Source organism: Burkholderia seminalis, assembly GCF_001718535.1.
Classification (GTDB): domain Bacteria; phylum Pseudomonadota; class Gammaproteobacteria; order Burkholderiales; family Burkholderiaceae; genus Burkholderia; species Burkholderia seminalis.
The window spans coordinates 739,758-755,630 of record NZ_CP013400.1 but is presented as its reverse complement, the minus strand read 5'-3'; the positions used below and the strand labels follow the sequence as shown (position 1 = coordinate 755,630).

At 69.3% G+C, this 15,873-nt stretch carries 11 protein-coding genes and 1 riboswitch; of the genes, 2 read left to right on the top strand and 9 right to left on the bottom strand.

From position 1 onward, the window contains the following. Window positions 1-386: 386 nt before the first annotated feature. Window positions 387-2,249 (top strand): ABC transporter ATP-binding protein, encoded by a 1,863-nt coding sequence (locus WJ12_RS24155; RefSeq protein WP_069245879.1) that lies wholly within the window; start codon window positions 387-389, stop codon window positions 2,247-2,249. Between the two features lie 201 nt (window positions 2,250-2,450). Further along, window positions 2,451-3,164, top strand: a complete 714-nt coding sequence (locus WJ12_RS24150) for a riboflavin synthase (RefSeq protein WP_034185673.1) — start codon at window positions 2,451-2,453, stop codon at window positions 3,162-3,164. Between the two features lie 125 nt (window positions 3,165-3,289). On the opposite strand, the gene WJ12_RS24145 is transcribed toward WJ12_RS24150, so the two are convergent. The 9 genes from WJ12_RS24145 to WJ12_RS24105 all read right to left on the bottom strand — a co-directional run bounded on the left by WJ12_RS24145 (window position 3,290) and on the right by WJ12_RS24105 (window position 15,719). Continuing rightward, on the bottom strand, window positions 3,290-4,531 hold the full coding sequence (locus tag WJ12_RS24145) for a voltage-gated chloride channel family protein (protein ID WP_034185672.1): 1,242 nt from the start codon (window positions 4,529-4,531) through the stop codon (window positions 3,290-3,292). Window positions 4,532-4,610: 79 nt separating this feature from the next. Then, a riboswitch (Fluoride riboswitch) is annotated at window positions 4,611-4,714 on the bottom strand. A 50-nt stretch (window positions 4,715-4,764) separates the two neighbouring features. Continuing rightward, window positions 4,765-5,784 (bottom strand): chemotaxis response regulator protein-glutamate methylesterase, encoded by a 1,020-nt coding sequence (cheB, locus tag WJ12_RS24140; RefSeq protein WP_034185671.1) that lies wholly within the window; start codon window positions 5,782-5,784, stop codon window positions 4,765-4,767. Continuing rightward, a complete protein-coding gene (locus WJ12_RS24135) occupies window positions 5,781-8,090 on the bottom strand; it encodes a hybrid sensor histidine kinase/response regulator (protein ID WP_059558466.1) in 2,310 nt (769 codons plus the stop codon). The genes cheB and WJ12_RS24135 overlap by 4 nt, the downstream gene beginning before the upstream one ends. Beyond that, the gene (locus tag WJ12_RS24130) at window positions 8,087-8,791 is read right to left on the bottom strand and encodes a chemotaxis protein CheW (RefSeq protein ID WP_034185669.1); all 705 of its coding nucleotides are present in this window, start codon (window positions 8,789-8,791) and stop codon (window positions 8,087-8,089) included. Before WJ12_RS24130 ends, WJ12_RS24135 begins: the two co-directional genes overlap by 4 nt. 46 nt (window positions 8,792-8,837) lie before the next feature. Continuing rightward, window positions 8,838-10,217, bottom strand: coding sequence for a CheR family methyltransferase (locus tag WJ12_RS24125; protein ID WP_034185668.1), 1,380 nt, complete (start codon window positions 10,215-10,217; stop codon window positions 8,838-8,840). Then, a complete protein-coding gene (locus tag WJ12_RS24120; RefSeq protein WP_034185667.1) occupies window positions 10,214-10,726 on the bottom strand; it encodes a chemotaxis protein CheW in 513 nt (170 codons plus the stop codon). Before WJ12_RS24120 ends, WJ12_RS24125 begins: the two co-directional genes overlap by 4 nt. After that, a complete protein-coding gene (locus WJ12_RS24115) occupies window positions 10,723-12,399 on the bottom strand; it encodes a methyl-accepting chemotaxis protein (RefSeq protein ID WP_034185666.1) in 1,677 nt (558 codons plus the stop codon). Before WJ12_RS24115 ends, WJ12_RS24120 begins: the two co-directional genes overlap by 4 nt. A gap of 126 nt (window positions 12,400-12,525) precedes the next feature. After that, the gene (locus tag WJ12_RS24110) at window positions 12,526-13,659 is read right to left on the bottom strand and encodes a hybrid sensor histidine kinase/response regulator (protein ID WP_034185665.1); all 1,134 of its coding nucleotides are present in this window, start codon (window positions 13,657-13,659) and stop codon (window positions 12,526-12,528) included. Window positions 13,660-14,135: 476 nt separating this feature from the next. Beyond that, a complete protein-coding gene (locus WJ12_RS24105) occupies window positions 14,136-15,719 on the bottom strand; it encodes a Na+/H+ antiporter (RefSeq protein WP_049031033.1) in 1,584 nt (527 codons plus the stop codon). Window positions 15,720-15,873 lie beyond the last annotated feature (154 nt).

Below are 15,873 nucleotides of genomic sequence, written 5' to 3'. Positions count from 1 at the left end.
GCGCCGCGAGACGCCCGCGAAAGCAGGGCCGAAACCCTGAATACTAACCGTATCGACGCCGCAACGCCGCATTCGTCAGACGTTGCAGCGCGCCGTACACTGCTGATAGAATCTTTTCACGTCTTTTCGGCGTCCTTTCAACGTTCACTTCAGAGGAGGTGCAGATGTTCCGAATGCCAGCCACCTTCTCGAACGTGGTCCCACGGCGCAGCTGATCCAGCCCGCCGTCCGCGCCGGCTCCCGAGTTTTCCGCTAACCCGTCCGCCGCGCTTTTCCCGACAGCCCGTTTTTCGCTCCGCCCGCGTTTTCCACGCGGCCCGGCTGTTGCGTTTTCGACGTTCTCCGAACCGGAAAGTCCCGTCGCGCGATGCGCCGGGCAACGATAAATGACCAGAAAAACCTCCCATCTGGGCGGCCACGCATTCCGGGCCGTCTTCGGCTTCACCCTTCGTTACTGGCGCAAGCAGCCGGCACGCACCGCCACGGTCGCGGGCCTCGCGCTGTTCGCCGCGCTCGCGGACGTCCTCACGCCGCTGTTCGCCGGCCGCCTCGTCGACGCACTGTCGACCGGCCTCACCGACCGTGCCGCCGCGTGGCATTCGGCCCTCGCCGCGTTCGGCATGCTCGCGGCGCTCGGCATCGGCGCGACGGTGCTGCGCCAGGGCGTGTACCTGAACATCATCACGCTCACGCTGAAGATGATGAGCGAGATCGCCGCCGCGTCGTTCCATCGCGTGCAGCGCTTCTCGACCGACTGGCACGCGAACAGCTTCGCGGGCTCGACCGTACGCAAGATCACGCGCGGCATCTGGGCGCTCGACCTGCTGAACGACACGGTGCTGATCGCGCTGCTGCCGTCGGTCACGATGCTGGTCGGCGCCACCGTGCTGCTCGGTACGCACTGGCCCGTGATGGGGCTCGTCGTTGGCGCGGGCTCGTTGCTGTACATCTCGGTGACGGTCGCGGTGTCGCTCGGCATCGTCGCGCCGGCCGCGCGGCTCGGCAACCTGTGGGATACGCGCATGGGCGGCGCCCTCGCCGACGCCGTCAGCTGCAACGCCGTGGTCAAGGCCTTCGGCGCGGAAACGCGCGAGGAAGCGCGGCTCGCGCGCGTGATCGGCAAGTGGCGGCAGCGCACGCGCCGCACGTGGGTGCGCGGCACGTTCAACGGCGGGCTGCAGGGCGCGATGCTCGTCGCGATGCAGGCCGCGATGATCGGCGTCGCGCTGCGGCTGTGGGCGAACGACGAGGCGAGCGTCGGCGACATCGCGTTCGCGCTGACGATGTTCTTCATGCTGCAGGGCTACCTGCGCGACGTCGGCATGCACATCCGCAACCTGCAGCGCTCGGTGAACGACATGGAAGAGCTCGTCGCGCTCGAACGCCAGCCGCTCGGCATCGACGACCGCCCCGACGCGCCGGCCATCCGGATCGGACAAGGCGAGATCCGCTTCGAGCACGTGACGTTCCGCTACGGCAACCATCCGGTGCCGCTGTACGACGACTTCTCGATGCGCATCGCTCCGGGCGAGCGCGTGGGCCTCGTCGGCCACTCGGGGTCGGGCAAGACGACGTTCATCAAGCTGATCCAGCGGCTGTACGACGTGTCGGGCGGCCGCATCACGATCGACGGCCAGGACATCGCGCGCGTGCGGCAGGATTCGCTGCGCAGCCAGATCGCGATCGTGCAGCAGGAGCCCGTGCTGTTCCACCGGACGCTCGCGGAGAACATCGCCTACGCGCGCCCCGACGCGAGCCGCGCCGACATCGAGCGCGCCGCGCGTCTCGCCAGCGCGCACGACTTCATCGCCGCGCTGCCGGACGGCTATGACACGCTCGTCGGCGAACGCGGGATCAAGCTGTCGGGCGGCGAACGCCAGCGCGTCGCGATCGCGCGCGCGTTCCTCGCCGACGCGCCGATCCTGATCCTCGACGAAGCGACGTCGAGCCTCGACAGCGAAAGCGAGCTGCTGATCCAGCAGGCGATGGAGCGGCTGATGGTCGGCCGCACGACGCTCGTGGTCGCGCACCGGCTGTCGACGGTGCGCGCGCTCGACCGGCTGCTCGTGCTCGATCGCGGCAAGGTGATCGAGGAAGGCAACCACGACGCGCTGATCCGCATCGAGGGCGGCATCTACCGCCGGCTGTTCGAGCGGCAGGCGCTGGAGCTCGCGAAGGGGCTCGCCGATGCGCCGCGGCGCATGGCGAACAACGACGCCGGGCCGCTGGGGGAGCCGGCGGAAGCCTGACGCAAGCCCCCGGCCCGGTGATGCCGGCGGGACTGCCGGGCCGGGGCGCCCCACGAGATCCGGTTCGAGGTCGTGCCGTGTGCACGGCCTTTTTCATGTCCCCGAATATCGCGGGGCCTCCCCCGGATCGCGCGCGGCGGCACCGCCTCTTGCGGGATCACTTATCATGTCGGCCAGGAAATTAGCGACGAGGGATCGACGATGTTTACAGGAATTGTCCAGGGCGTTGGCGTCATCAAGGCCACCAAGGATCACGGGGAGCTGAGAACGTTCAGCATCGAATTCCCCGAGCGGTTCACCGACGACATCGAAATCGGGGCCAGCGTCTCGGTCGACGGCGTCTGCCTGACGGTGACGACCATCCATTCGCCGACGCTGGTCGACTTCGACGTGATGCTGCCGAGCCTGAAAATCACGACGCTGGCCGATCTCGCGACCGGCTCGCGGATCAACGTCGAACGGGCCGCGAAGGACGGCGCGGAAATCGGCGGGCATCCGCTGTCGGGCCATGTCGACTTCCCGGGCACCATCCTGCACATCGCGACGTCCGAACACAACCGGATGATCCGCATCGGCGTGCCCGCCGAGTTCAAGCGTTATGTGTTCGCGAAGGGCTATATCGCGATCAACGGCTGCAGCCTCACGGTCTCGGACGTGAACCGCGACGAAGGCTGGTTCGATATCTGGCTGATTCCCGAAACGCGCCGCGCGACGACCTTCGATGCGAAGGGCGTCAACGACAAGGTCAACATCGAGATCGAGCGCAGCACGCAGGTGGTCGTCGATACGATCCGCGAAGCGGTCAAGGAAACGCTCGGCGAACTCAACGGCGTCGTCACCGCGCTGCTGGCGGAAAAAGGCATCGACATCGAGGAACTGCTCGCGCGCAACGTCGCGCGGCTGCCGAAGCAGTAAGGCCGCGTGCCCGGTGATCCGCCGGATCACCGGAACCCGGTTTTCGTCGAATAACACCTCGATCCGGGGCTCCGGTTCGTCAAACGGCACCCTCGAACGGCTTCGACCGCAGCCGCTTGCGCGCCTCACTCCGCCCCGGCCTGTGTCCCCTTGCCCACCGCCACGCGCTGCGCGCGATAAATCCCCGCGTGCCCCGAAAACAGGTACGCGACGACACACGCGACGATCGCATACACGCCGATGTCCGCGCCAAACAGTTCGATCGCCATGATCGTCGACGCGATCGGCGTGTTGGCCGCGCCCGCGAACACCGCGACGAACCCGAGCCCCGCGAGTACCGGCACCGGCAGCGCCAGCACCTGGCCGAGCGCGTTGCCGAGCGTCGCGCCGATATAGAACAGCGGCGTCACTTCGCCGCCCTTGAATCCCGACGCGAGCGTGACGACCGTGAACGCGAACTTGCCCGCGAAATCGTAGAGCGGCAGCGGGCCGTGAAACGCCGCTTCGATCGTCGGGATGCCGAGGCCGAGGTACTGCGGCACGTTCAGCACGGTGGCCGCCACCGCGACCAGCAGGCCGCCGAGCACCGGCTGCAGCGGCGCATGGCGGACGACGCGGCGGAACCACGCGGTCAGCGCATGCGTCGCGAACGCGAACAGCCGCCCGACGACGCCGAACGCGACGCCCGCGACGATCGTCACGACCAGCCCCGTCGCCGACACGGCCGGCACGAACGGAATCGCATAGGCCGTGTGATGCACGCCCCACGCGCGGCACACGACGTCCGCGACGATCGCCGACGCGACGCAGGTCAGCAGCGCGTCGTACCGCACGCGCCCGATCGCGAGCACCTCGAGCCCGAACACGGCGCCCGCGAGCGGCGTGCCGAACACCGACGCGAAACCGGCCGCGATGCCGCCCATCAGCAGCACGCGGCGATGCTCGCGATCGAGCCTGAACACGTGCGTGATGCGATCGGCCAGCGCGCCGCCCATCTGCACGGCCGTGCCCTCGCGGCCGGCCGAGCCGCCGAACAGATGCGTGACGACGGTCGCGACGAGCACGAGCGGCGCCATCCGCTTCGGCACGAGCGCCTTCGGATCGTGGATCTCGTCGATCAGTAGGTTGTTGCCGCGCGCGACCGACTGGCCGAAACGGTGATAGGTCCAGCCGGTGGCGAAACCGGCGGCCGGCAGCCCCCACAGCAGCCACGGATGCGCGACGCGCGTGCCGGTCGCCCAGTCGAGCGCGATCAGGAACAACGCGGAAGCCGTGCCCGCGAGCGCGCCGAGCAGCGCCGAGAGCGCGAGCCAGCGGCATACGTAGCGCACGGTCGCGAGAAGATCGGAAGAAGTCGTGAAAAACATGATTTCCAGATTCGACGGAACATCAAAACCTGGGCGGCAGAATACCGCATGGACGGCCTGCGACCTCCTGACGACCCAGGAACACGCAGGCATCATCAGCCGGGCAAACCGGCGGTTGAGGGCCGCCCCGCGCGCAACGCGCCGGCAACGGCCGCAGGGAGGCATGCCATCTCCGCAGGCCGCCATTGTACGCGACGCCGCGCATCGCCCGCAATGCGGCCCGCCGCGTGCCGTCAGTCGCGCAGCGGGCGCGTGATGCGCGAGATCAGCTGGGGCGCGATCCGCTCGAGCGGCAGGATCGCCGACGCCGCGCCGATCGCCGCGGCCGCCTTCGGCATCCCGTAGACGGCGCTGGTCGCCTCGTCCTGCGCGATCGTGTAGCACCCCTTCGCGCGCATCGCCTTCAGGCCGAGCGCACCGTCGCGTCCCATGCCGGTCAGCAGCACGCCGAGCGCGTCGCCCTGCCAGCCGTCGGCGACGCTGTTGAAGAACACGTCGATCGACGGCCGGTACGGCGTCTCGACCGGATGCTGCGTATAGCCGAGCACGCCGCGCGGCGACAGGTAAAGGTGATCGTTGGTGGCCGCCAGCAGTACCTCGCCGGCCTGCGGCACGCTGCCTTGCCGCGCGACGCGCACCGGCAGCCGCGTATAGCCGTCGAGCCACTCGGCCATCCCGTACGCGAACGCCTGGTCGACGTGCTGGACGATCACGAGCGCGGCCGGGAAATCGGCCGGCAGCGCGCGCAACAGCGCGGTGAGCGCGGTCGGTCCGCCCGCCGACGCGCCGATCGCGACGAGCGTGGGCTGGCCGCGCGCGGGCGCCGGCCCCGGCGGCACGAGCGCGGCCGTCCGGCTTTCGAGCAGCCGGCCGATCTGGTCGATCTTCGCGAGCAGCGCCTGCGGCGACGCGTCGGTCGACAGCCCGAGCGCGAGGGTCGGCGTGTCGACCGCATCGAGCGCACCGGCCCCCATCGCCTCGTACACCGACGACGTGTTCGCGCTGACGCTCGCCGTGACGATCAGGATCGCGCACGGCGCGCGCGCCATGATCCGGCGCGTCGCCGCGACGCCGTCGACCTTCGGCATCACGAGATCCATCAGCACGACGTCGGGCGGCTGCGCGACGCAGAAATCCACGGCCTCGTCGCCATCGGTCGCGACCCACAGCACGCGGTGGTCCGCGCGCAGCGCGATCACGCGGCGCAGCGCCTCCACGGCCAGCGGCAGGTCGTTGACGATACCGATGTTCATCCGCGTGCACCCCCGATCAGGTCGTGCACGGCATCGAGCAGCGCCTCGTCGTGGAAGCTGCTCTTCGCGAGGTAGTAGTCGGCGCCGGCGTCGAGCCCGCGACGGCGATCCTCGTCTCGATCCTTGTACGACACGATCATCACCGGCACGCGCTTGAGCATCGGATCGCCCTTGATCAGCGTGACGAGTTCGATGCCGTCCATGCGCGGCATGTCGACGTCGGTCACGACGAGATCGAACGTATCGCTGCGCACCGCGTTCCAGCCCTCCATCCCGTCGACCGCGACCGTCACGTCGTAACCGCGCTTTTCCAGCAGCTTGCGTTCGAGCTCGCGCACCGTCAGCGAATCGTCGACGACGAGCACGCGGCGGCGGCGATCGGCGAACGCGAGTTGCGGGTCGCGCGTGACCCGCGCAAGCTGCCCGCCGCGCACGAGCTTGTCGACCGAGCGGATCAGGTCCTCGACGTCGACGATCAGCACCGGGTCGCCGTTCTCGAGCAGCGCGCCGGCCGCGATGTTCTGGATCTTGTTCAGGCGGCTGTCGAGCGGCTGCACGACGAGCATCCGCTCGCCGAGGAAACGGTCGACCGCGACGCCGTACAGCTCGGGCTCGCCGCCGACGACCACGACGGCCGTGCTCGTGCGCGCGACGTCGGGTTCGCCCGCGTCGAGCAACTGGTGCGCGGCGACCAGGCCCGCGCGCCGGCCGTCGAACGGAAAATGCGGCTGCCCTTCGAGCACGTCGATGTCGTCGTGCGCGAGTTCGAGCGTGCGGCGCACATGCGCGAGCGGGAACGCATACGGCTCGCCGCCGACTTCGACGAGCAGGCTGCGGATCACCGACAGCGTGAGCGGCAGCTGCAGCACGAAGCGCATGCCCGCGCCCGGCTCGTTGAAGATCCGCACCGCGCCGCGCACGCCGCGCACCATCTCCTGCACCGCATCGAGGCCGACGCCGCGCCCCGACACGTCGGTCACCGCATCGCGCATCGAGAAGCCCGGCAGCAGCAGGAATTCGAGCAGCTCGGGGTCGGACAGCCGCGCGGCCGTCTCGTCGTCGGTCAGGCGCTGGCGCACGACGGCCGCGCGCAGCGCGTCCATGTCGACGCCCGGCCCGTCGTCGATCACGCTGACGAGCAGCGAGCCGGCGCTGTGGCGCGCCTCCAGCGTCACGCTGGCCTCGGCCGGCTTGCCGCGCGCACGCCGCGCATCGGGCGAATCGACGCCGTGATCGATCGCGTTGCGCAGCAGATGGCCGAGCGGCGCGTCGAGCAGGTCGAGGATGTCGCGATCGACCTGCGTGCTCTCGCCGACGATCGAAAAGCGCACCTGCTTGCCGAGCGAACGCGCGAGATCGCGGACGATGCGCGGATACGCGCGCGTCGCGTCGCCGAACGGCCGCATCCGGCACTGCAGCGCCTCGTCGTACAGCTGCTCGGCGATATGCGTGCTGCGCCGCTCGAAGCGGTCGAATTCGTCCATGCGCTCGGCCAGCGAACGCTGCAGGTCGTTGAGCATGTGCCGCACTTCGTTCATCGACGCGAGCATGCCCGCGTCGAGATCGTCGGCGAATTGTTCGTACATCAGATCGAGCGAACGGGCCGCGTCGCGCTGCGCGCGCTTCACGCGCAGCATCGATTCGGCGAACGGCTTGAGCCAGCGCGATTCGACCAGCGATTCGCCGGACAGGCTCAGCAGCCGGTTCAGCGTATCGGCCCGCACGCGGCGCATCGCGCCGGCGCCGGCCACGCGGCCGGCCTGCGCCGGATCGGGCGCCGCGCCCGACACCGCGAGCGGCGGCACCGCGGCGCTCGCGCCGACCGGCTCGTTCGCGGCGCCGTCGTGGTCGCGATACGGCATGGCAGGCGGCGGCACCGGCGGCGGCATCCCGGCAGGCGCCTGCATCGTCTGCGCGCCGTCGGCGCCCGCGAGCGCGGCCGCGAACACGTCGATCTCGGTCGACGTGACGGGCTGCGCCTGCGGATCGCCGACGCGCACCAGCAGATCGACGCCGGCGAGCAGCACGTCGACGTGCGTGGCCGTCAGCGAGATCGTGCCGGCCTGCGCGGCGACGAAGCACTCCTCCATCCGCCCCGCGATGTCGACGCCGAGCGGCACGCCGACGATGCGCGCGGCCCCCTTCAGCGAATGCGCGGCGCGCATGCAGGCTTCGAGCGCGACCGAGTCGGGCTCGCCCGATTCGAGCGCGAGCAGCCGCTCGGACAGCGCCTGGGTCTGCGTGCGCGTCTCCTCGCGATACAGCTCGAGCAGCGACAGGTGGCTCAGGTCGTCATCACCGCTCATCGCATGCTCCGTGTCACGGCGTCGAACAGACGGTCGTCGTCGAGCAGGCCCACCGACTTGCCGCGCCACGACAGCACGCCGCGCGACAGCCCGGCGCTCGCGCGCCCGACGGTCGCCGGCACGGGCACCCAGTCGGACGCGCCGTAGCGCAGCACGCCCTCGACTTCATCGACCGGAAACACGACCGGCTCGCCCTGGTGCGCGGCGACCAGCAGCCGCGTGAAGCGGCCGTCGCCGTCGCGGTCGCCGCCCTTGCCGGCATCGAGGCCGAGCAACGCGCCGATCGAGATCGCGATGCGCAGCGTGCCGCGGATGTTGACCACGCCGCGCACGGCCGAATGGCGGCGATGCGGCAGCGAATGGATCGGGCGCGTGCCGGCGATCTCGCGCAGCACACCGATCGGCAGCGCAAGCCATTCGTCGGCCACGCGGAACGCCAGCGCCGCGTGGTGCGTGTCGCCGTCGTCGCCCGCGCGCGTCGCGCCGAACGCACTGATCCGGCGCGTCGCGTCGGCCATCTCGGCCACGTCGAGCGGGCGCTCGAGCAGCTTCGCCGCGTGATACGCGTAGACCGGACAGTTCAGGCAGCGCAGGCAGTCGTTCAGCCGCTCGCACGAGCGGTCGCCGCGCGTGCCGATCCGGTTCCAGCAATCGTCGACGTCGATCGTCGTGTCGTCAATGGCAGCGGCGGCGCGGTTCATGAATTCCTCTGGTCATCGCGGTGTCGGTCCCGATTCCGTCATCGTGTCAGCCGGCCGAGCGCCGTGCGCGCTCGAGCAGCCATTGCGCGCCCGCGCGATCGCCGCCGACGTCGAGCAGCGTCGCGAGATGGGTCAGCGCTTCGTGGTGCGTGGGTCGCAGGTACAGCGCCTTCCGGTAGAAGTCGCCCGCTTCCGCGGCGCGCCCGCGCGCATCCGCGATCAATCCGTTCAGGTAGAACGCATCGGCATGCGGGCCGACGCGCGCCGAGAACTGCGCGAGCACGCGCTCGGCCTCGTCGAATGCGCCGGCGTTCGCGAGCGCCTGCGCATCCTCGAGCGTCGGCGCGACGGCTTCGGCAACCGGCGCGACCGCTTCGGCCGTCGCGGCCGACAGGTCGGCCCGCGCATCGAAGGTGGCCGTGTTCACGGCCGGCGGAGGCACCGCGAACGGCTGACGCGCATCACCCGGCCAGGACGGCGGCGCAACGGCCAGCACCGAGCGCGTCGCGGCGAGCGGCGCGACCGTGAAGCGCTCGGTGCGCCGGTACGGCGCCGCCGCAGCCGCGGCCGCGTCGGCCGCCGTGCCGGCCGGCTCGCGATGAAACGCGAATGCCAGCGGCACGCGCGCCGAGCGCATTCCGTGCCGCATCGCGACGCCCGTTTCGGCCGGCCCGACGAACAGCATGCCGTCGTCGACGAGCAGCGCGTCGAGCGAGCGGATCACGCGATCCTGCGCGTCGCGGTCGAAATAGATCAGCACGTTGCGGCAGAACACGAAATCGTAGCGAATGCCCGTATCCGCGGCCGGTTCGACGAGATTCGCGTGACGAAACTGCACGCAGGCGCGCACGCGCTCGTCGAGCAGCCAGCCGTCGCTGGCCGGCGTGAAATACCGTGAACGAAACTCCGTCGCCGTGCCGCGAAACGCGTTGCGTCCGTAACAGCCGAGCCGCGCGTACTCGATCGCGCGCGCGCTGAGATCGATCGCGTCGATCGTGAAGCTGGCCGGCTCGAGCCCCGCGTCGAGCAGCGCCATCGCCGCCGAATACGGCTCCTCGCCCGTCGAGCACGGCGCGCTCAGCACGCGGATCACCCGGCCGGGCAGCGCGGCAAGCCGTTCGGCCGCCAGCCGCGCGAGCGTCGCGAACGCCTCGCGGTCGCGGAAGAACCACGTCTCGGGCACGACGAACAGCTCGATCAGCGCGCGCCGCTCGTCGGCCGATGCGTTCAACTGCTGCCAGTACGCGTCGAGCGCCTCCGGCGTGACCGGCGGCCGCGCCGCCGACGGCAGCCGCTCGCCGTCCGCCTGCAGCGCATGCACGCGCTCCGTCAGCGCCCGCGTCAGAAAATCGTTGCCGAGCGAATCGGGGTCGATGCCGGTCTCGCGCAACAGCCAGCCGCGAAATCGCGATTCGGACGCTTTCATGCGAACTCCCCCCCGTGGCCCGGCAGGCCATCGAACAGATACAGGCGCGCCACGTCATCGATCAGGTCGGACACCGACACCTGCTGCACGATGCCGTCAGGCGTATTGGCGACGTGCCCGAGCCAGCGCGTGCGCGCGGTCGAGATGCCGCTCGCGTGGAACGCCGCGCGGTCGATCCGCATCGTCTGTGTCGCACGTTCGACGATCAGGCCGAGCGTGCGCTCGACGCCGGCCTCGCCCGCGCGGTAGCGGACCATCACGAGCCGCGTCGAGCGCAGCGCGTGCGCGCGCCGCCCGAGCGCCAGCATCGGCACGTCGATCACCGGCACCGGCTGGCCGGCGCGCATCAACAGCCCGGCGATCCAGTCGGGCGCGCCGGGCACGGCCTTCGTGTCCGCGAGCGGCAGCACCTCGTCGATGCCGGCCGCGTCGAGCGCATAACGCTCGCCGTCGAGCTCGAACATCAGGAACAGCGCCTGCGCGCCGTTCTGCGGATCGGCGCGCGTCACGCGTCGACCTTGAAGCGCGACACACTGGTGCGCAACTGGTTCGCCACCAGCGTCAGGTCGTCGATCGCCTGCGACGACTGGCGCAGCGACTCGGCCGTCTGCTGCGCGGCCTCCGACAGTTGCGACAGCGCCTGCGTGATCTGCTCGGCGCCGTTCGCCTGCGTCTGCATCCCCTCGTTGACCATCTGGAAGCGCGGTGCGAGCGTCTGCACCTCGGCGATGATCTGCGACAGCTGCCCGCCGACCTGCTGCACGTCGAGCATCCCGCGGCGCACCTCCTCGGAGAACTTGTCCATCCCCATCACCCCCGCCGACACGGCCGACTGGATTTCCTTCACCGTCTGCTCGATGTCGTAGGTCGCGACGGCCGTCTGGTCGGCCAGGCGACGGATCTCGGTCGCGACGACCGCGAAGCCGCGGCCGTACTCGCCGGCCTTCTCGGCCTCGATCGCCGCGTTCAGCGACAGCAGGTTGGTCTGGTCGGCCACCTTGGTGATGGTCGCGACCACCTGGTTGATGTTCAGCGCCTTCTCGTTGAGGATCGCGAGCTTCGCGTTCACCGAGCCGGCCGCGTCCATCACGCTGCGCATCGTCTCGCCCATCCGCGTGAGCCCGCTCTGGCTCACGCCGGCGAGCGTCGCCGACTGCTCGGCCACGCCGGCCACCTCGTTCATCGTGCGCAGCAGATCGCGCGAGGTCGCGAAGATCTCGCGCGAGGTCGCGCCGATCTCGGTCGTCGTCGCCGCGGTTTCGTTCGCGGTCGCCTGCTGCTCGCGCGACGTCGCCGCGATCTCGGCCACCGACGTGGTCACCTGCAGCGACGACTGCTGCGCGCGCGCGACGAGTTCGGTCAGCTCGTCGGCCATCCGGTTGAAGCCCGTCTCGAGCGTGCCGAATTCGTCGCGGCGACGCAGGTCGAGGCGGCGCGTGAGGTTGCCGGTGCGCATCACGTCGTGCACTTCCACCAGGCGCGCCATCGGAACGGTCACCGAACGGTACAGCACGTAGCCGAGCCCGAGCGCGGACAGCAGCACGAACGCGAGCGCGGTCGCGAGCACGACCTCGGTGTCCTGCACGGATTCGCGGATCAGCTTCGCGGACTGCTCGGCGAACTTGCGGTTCTCCTGGACCAGGACGTTGGCGTTGCGCACGACCTCGGCCCAGGCCGGTTGCGCCTTCGTGTACGCCGCGACCGCGTCGTCGTGCGACGCGCGGGTCTTCTGAATCGCGTCGCTCAGGAGCGGCAGGTAACGATCGTATGCGCCGCGGAACGCGGCGAACCGCTGCCGGTCGTCGTCGCGGAACGTCGTGGCCTGATAGTCGACCGACAGCGCCTCGACTTCCTTCATCGCGTCGGCGATCTTCGCGAGATCGCGATGCACGCTGTCGGGGTCGGTATCGACGAACGTTGCCTGCTGCAACAGCATGAACGATTCGTTGACCGAGCCGCGCAGCGATGACGCGAGGTACACGCCGGGCAGCGAGTCGCGCTCGATGCTGATGGCTTCGGCGTTGATCGCGCGCAGTCGCTCGTAGGACACGCCGGCTGTCACCAGCATCAGCACGAACAACACGCCGAAGCTGAGCAGGATGCGATTGCCGAGCGTCAGCCGGGCAGCGCCGATCGTCGGATGCAGGCTTTCATTGGTCGCGCGGGGCGTCACGGTGGCCATGTTCGTTATGGGCTTTCTAAAATCAGCGTTGAAAAAATCCGCGCCCGCCTGCGCGCCGGTCGGCGCGCCACGAGCGCATCGGGGTCGGATGCGGACGACGCGGCGCCGGCAGGCCGCGCCGCGAAATCACCGCTCCGCTTGCGCCGGCAGCCGAAGCGCGACCATGAAGCCGCGCGCCGTATTGCGCATCAGGATCTGGCCGCGATGCCGCGCCGCCGTCGCGCGCACGAACGCAAGCCCGAGGCCGAAGCCGCCGCGCGCCGCGCCGTTCACGGTTTCGAGCTGCACGAACGACTCGGTCGCGGCCGTGCGCTGCTCGGGCGCGATGCCGGCGCCGCCATCCTCGACGCCGATCAGCCAGGCGCCGTCCTCGCTGCTCAGCGTGCAGTGCACGTCCGTGCCGGCCGGGCCGTACTTCAGCCCGTTGTCGATCAGGTTCGCGACCGCGCGCGTGAGCATCATGCGGTCGCCCATCGTCACGCACTCGGTGTCGGGCACGTGCGCGACGACCCGGCAGCCGAGCCCGGCCGCTTTCTCCCACAGCTGGTCGACGGCATCGACCACGATCTCGTTGAGGCTCAAGACCTCGTGCGCGCGGCGCTCGGACTGCGCGCGGGTCAGGTGGATGAAGCCGTCGGCAAGCGCCAGCGCACGTCGCGCATGGCCGGCGATGCGCTCCATGATCGCCGGCATGTCGCCGTGTTCGGCGCGGTAGACGTCGAGCAGCGCGAGGATCGACGTCTGCGGGGAACGCATGTCGTGCGACAGGAAATCGAGCGCCTCGTCGCGCTGCCGGGACATCAGGTACGAATTCGAGTGATAGCGGATGCGCGCGGTCAGCTCCATCGCGTCGGGGAGCTTCACCAGATAGTCGTTCGCGCCGGCGATAAACGCCTCGCGCTTGACGATCGGCTCCTCCTTCGCGGACAGCACGATGATCGGCACCCGCGCGGTGCCGGCGTCGGCGCGCCACGCGCGGACGAGATCGAGGCCGTCGATCTCCGGCATCACGAGGTCCTGCAGGATCACCGTCGGCTTCACGTCGCGCGCGACCGCCATCGCCCGGTGCGCGTCGGTACACACGTGCAGATCGATGTCGTGCTCGCTGCGCAGCGCGCGGCGGATCACCTCGCCGACGAACGGTTGATCGTCGACCAGAAGGACCGATAACCCCGATTCAAGGCAATCCGAGGCATTATCACTGCTCGATTCTTTCATAAATACAGTTTCAAACGCCGAATCTCCAATCGATTCTTTCATAGGAGTTGTTTATCCGACTTGGACACTATCTTATTTTGGCGGTTGAAAAACCCGCCTGATTCCGCCGATTTGGCCTGTCGGCACTGCCTTGCGGGGCTTGAGACGCCGATTCCTTCCTCATCGGCAACCGCATTACCTCCGCATTCTTTCTCTCAATAAAGATAACCGGCTGATTCTAAATGAAATTAGAACACAGCATCTATCTCCTTCCGGTTTAGTTTTGCCAAATATGCAGAAAGAGACGGAATCAGATAAATCTGATCATTTCCGGATTCGAAAGACGATAACGTTTGCGAGACCGGCGCCATAAGGCTTGCATGGTCTGCAAGGCTGTTTGCCGGTGGTATTGAGGGCCGGATTCCGACAGGTCGAATCGGCTGGTGGGCGGGAGCAACATCGCGCGGCGGGGAAGGATCGGCCGCGCGCGGTGCAGGGCCGGCAGAACGCCGGCCCGTGGGATAGCGGGTCGCGCCCGCTTACCCGCGCGCGTGCTGCGCGGACACTTCCTGCAGGTCGAGATCGCGTTCGAGCGTGTGCAGCATCTCATCGTGGATGCGCCCCGACCGATGCAGGCGCAACAGTTCGGCACGCCCGGCCCTGATCGCGGCCAGCACGACGTCGTAGTGCGCGGTGCGCACTTCCGCCGGGTACTCGGGTTCGTTCTTCGAGCGTTCGGTCAGCTCCGCGCGATACGTGTACTGCTCGAGCAGGCGCGGATGGATCACGACGCCGTGCTCGTCGCGCACGAGCGGCTGGATCGCCGCGAGCTGCGCGGCCTCGACGTGCGCCCACGTCTGCGGCTCGGTCAGATGGTGCGCGGCGCGCTCCTCGCGCTGCGGCAGGCGCAGCAGCCGGATCAACGGCCCGATCGTCGTGCCCTGCAGCAGCACGGTGACGAGGATCACCGCGAACGACGCGACCAGGATCACGTCGCGGCCGGGCAACGCCTCGGGCAGCGACAGCGCGATCGCGAGCGTCACGACCCCGCGCATCCCGGCCCAGCTCATGATCGTCGCGGCCTTCCAGTCGGGCGCTTCGCCGCGCCGTGCGATCCCGCGCACCGGCCACTTCAGCGCCTCGACCGCGTAGATCCACACGAAGCGCGACACGATCACCGCCGCCAGCACCGCGACCACCGGCGGCACCATCGTGGCAAGCACCTGCTCGAAACCGCCGAGCCGGTGAATCGCGCCGCGCAGCGACAGCCCGATCAGCACGAACACCATCGCTTCGAGCAGGAACACGATGACCTGCCAGAATGCGGTGCCGCGCGTGCGCACGGCGGCCGAGAACACCTCGTGCTGATGCCAGCCGATGATCATGCCGGCCGTGACCGTCGCGATCACGCCCGACACCTCGACCATTTCGCCCGCGATGTACGCGATCCAGCCGGCGATCACCGCGACGGTGATCACGAGATAGTCGTCGTCGAGCAGCTTCAGGAACCACACGACGAGCCGGCCGATCACGAAGCCGACCACCACGCCGCCGAGCCCGAGTTCCGCGAAACGCACGACCGCATGCTCGAGGCTGAACGCACCGGTGAGGGCGGCCGCGACCGCGAAGCGGAACAGCACGAGGCCGGCCGCGTCGTTCAGCAGGCTCTCGCCTTCGAGCAGCACCATCAGCCGGCGCGGCAGCGCGACACGTTCGAGCACGGCTTTCGCGGCGACCGCGTCGGGCGGCGACACGATCGCGCCGAGCGCGAAGCACGCGGCCCACGGCAGCGCCGGCACGACCCAGTGCACGGCGAAACCGACCGCGAACGTCGTGAAGATGACCGCGCCGATCGCGAGCATCAGGATACCGCCGACGTTACGCTTGAACTCTTCCCATACGGAGAAGTACGCGCCGTCCATCAGCAGCGGCGGCAGGAACACCAGCAGCACCAGCTCGGGATCGAGGTTGATCGGCGGCAGGCCGGGAATAAATGCGATCCCGATACCGCCGATCAGCAGCGCGGCCGCGGGCGGCAACCGCAACCGCTTGGCGATGCATTCGAGCGCGACGATCGCCAGGAATGACAACAGAACCAGCTTGAATGCCGAGACGGGGGACATGAATCGACCTCGTGAAGAATGAATTCGCGCTTTCCGGTGCCGTGCCCCGGTCCGCAGTTTGGCGCGATTACATCACGAGGCGAGGCCCGCAGTCGAGCGCGCTGCGGGCGGCCCGCCGCGCGGCGGTACGCGCGCGATGCCGGACCGATGCGCG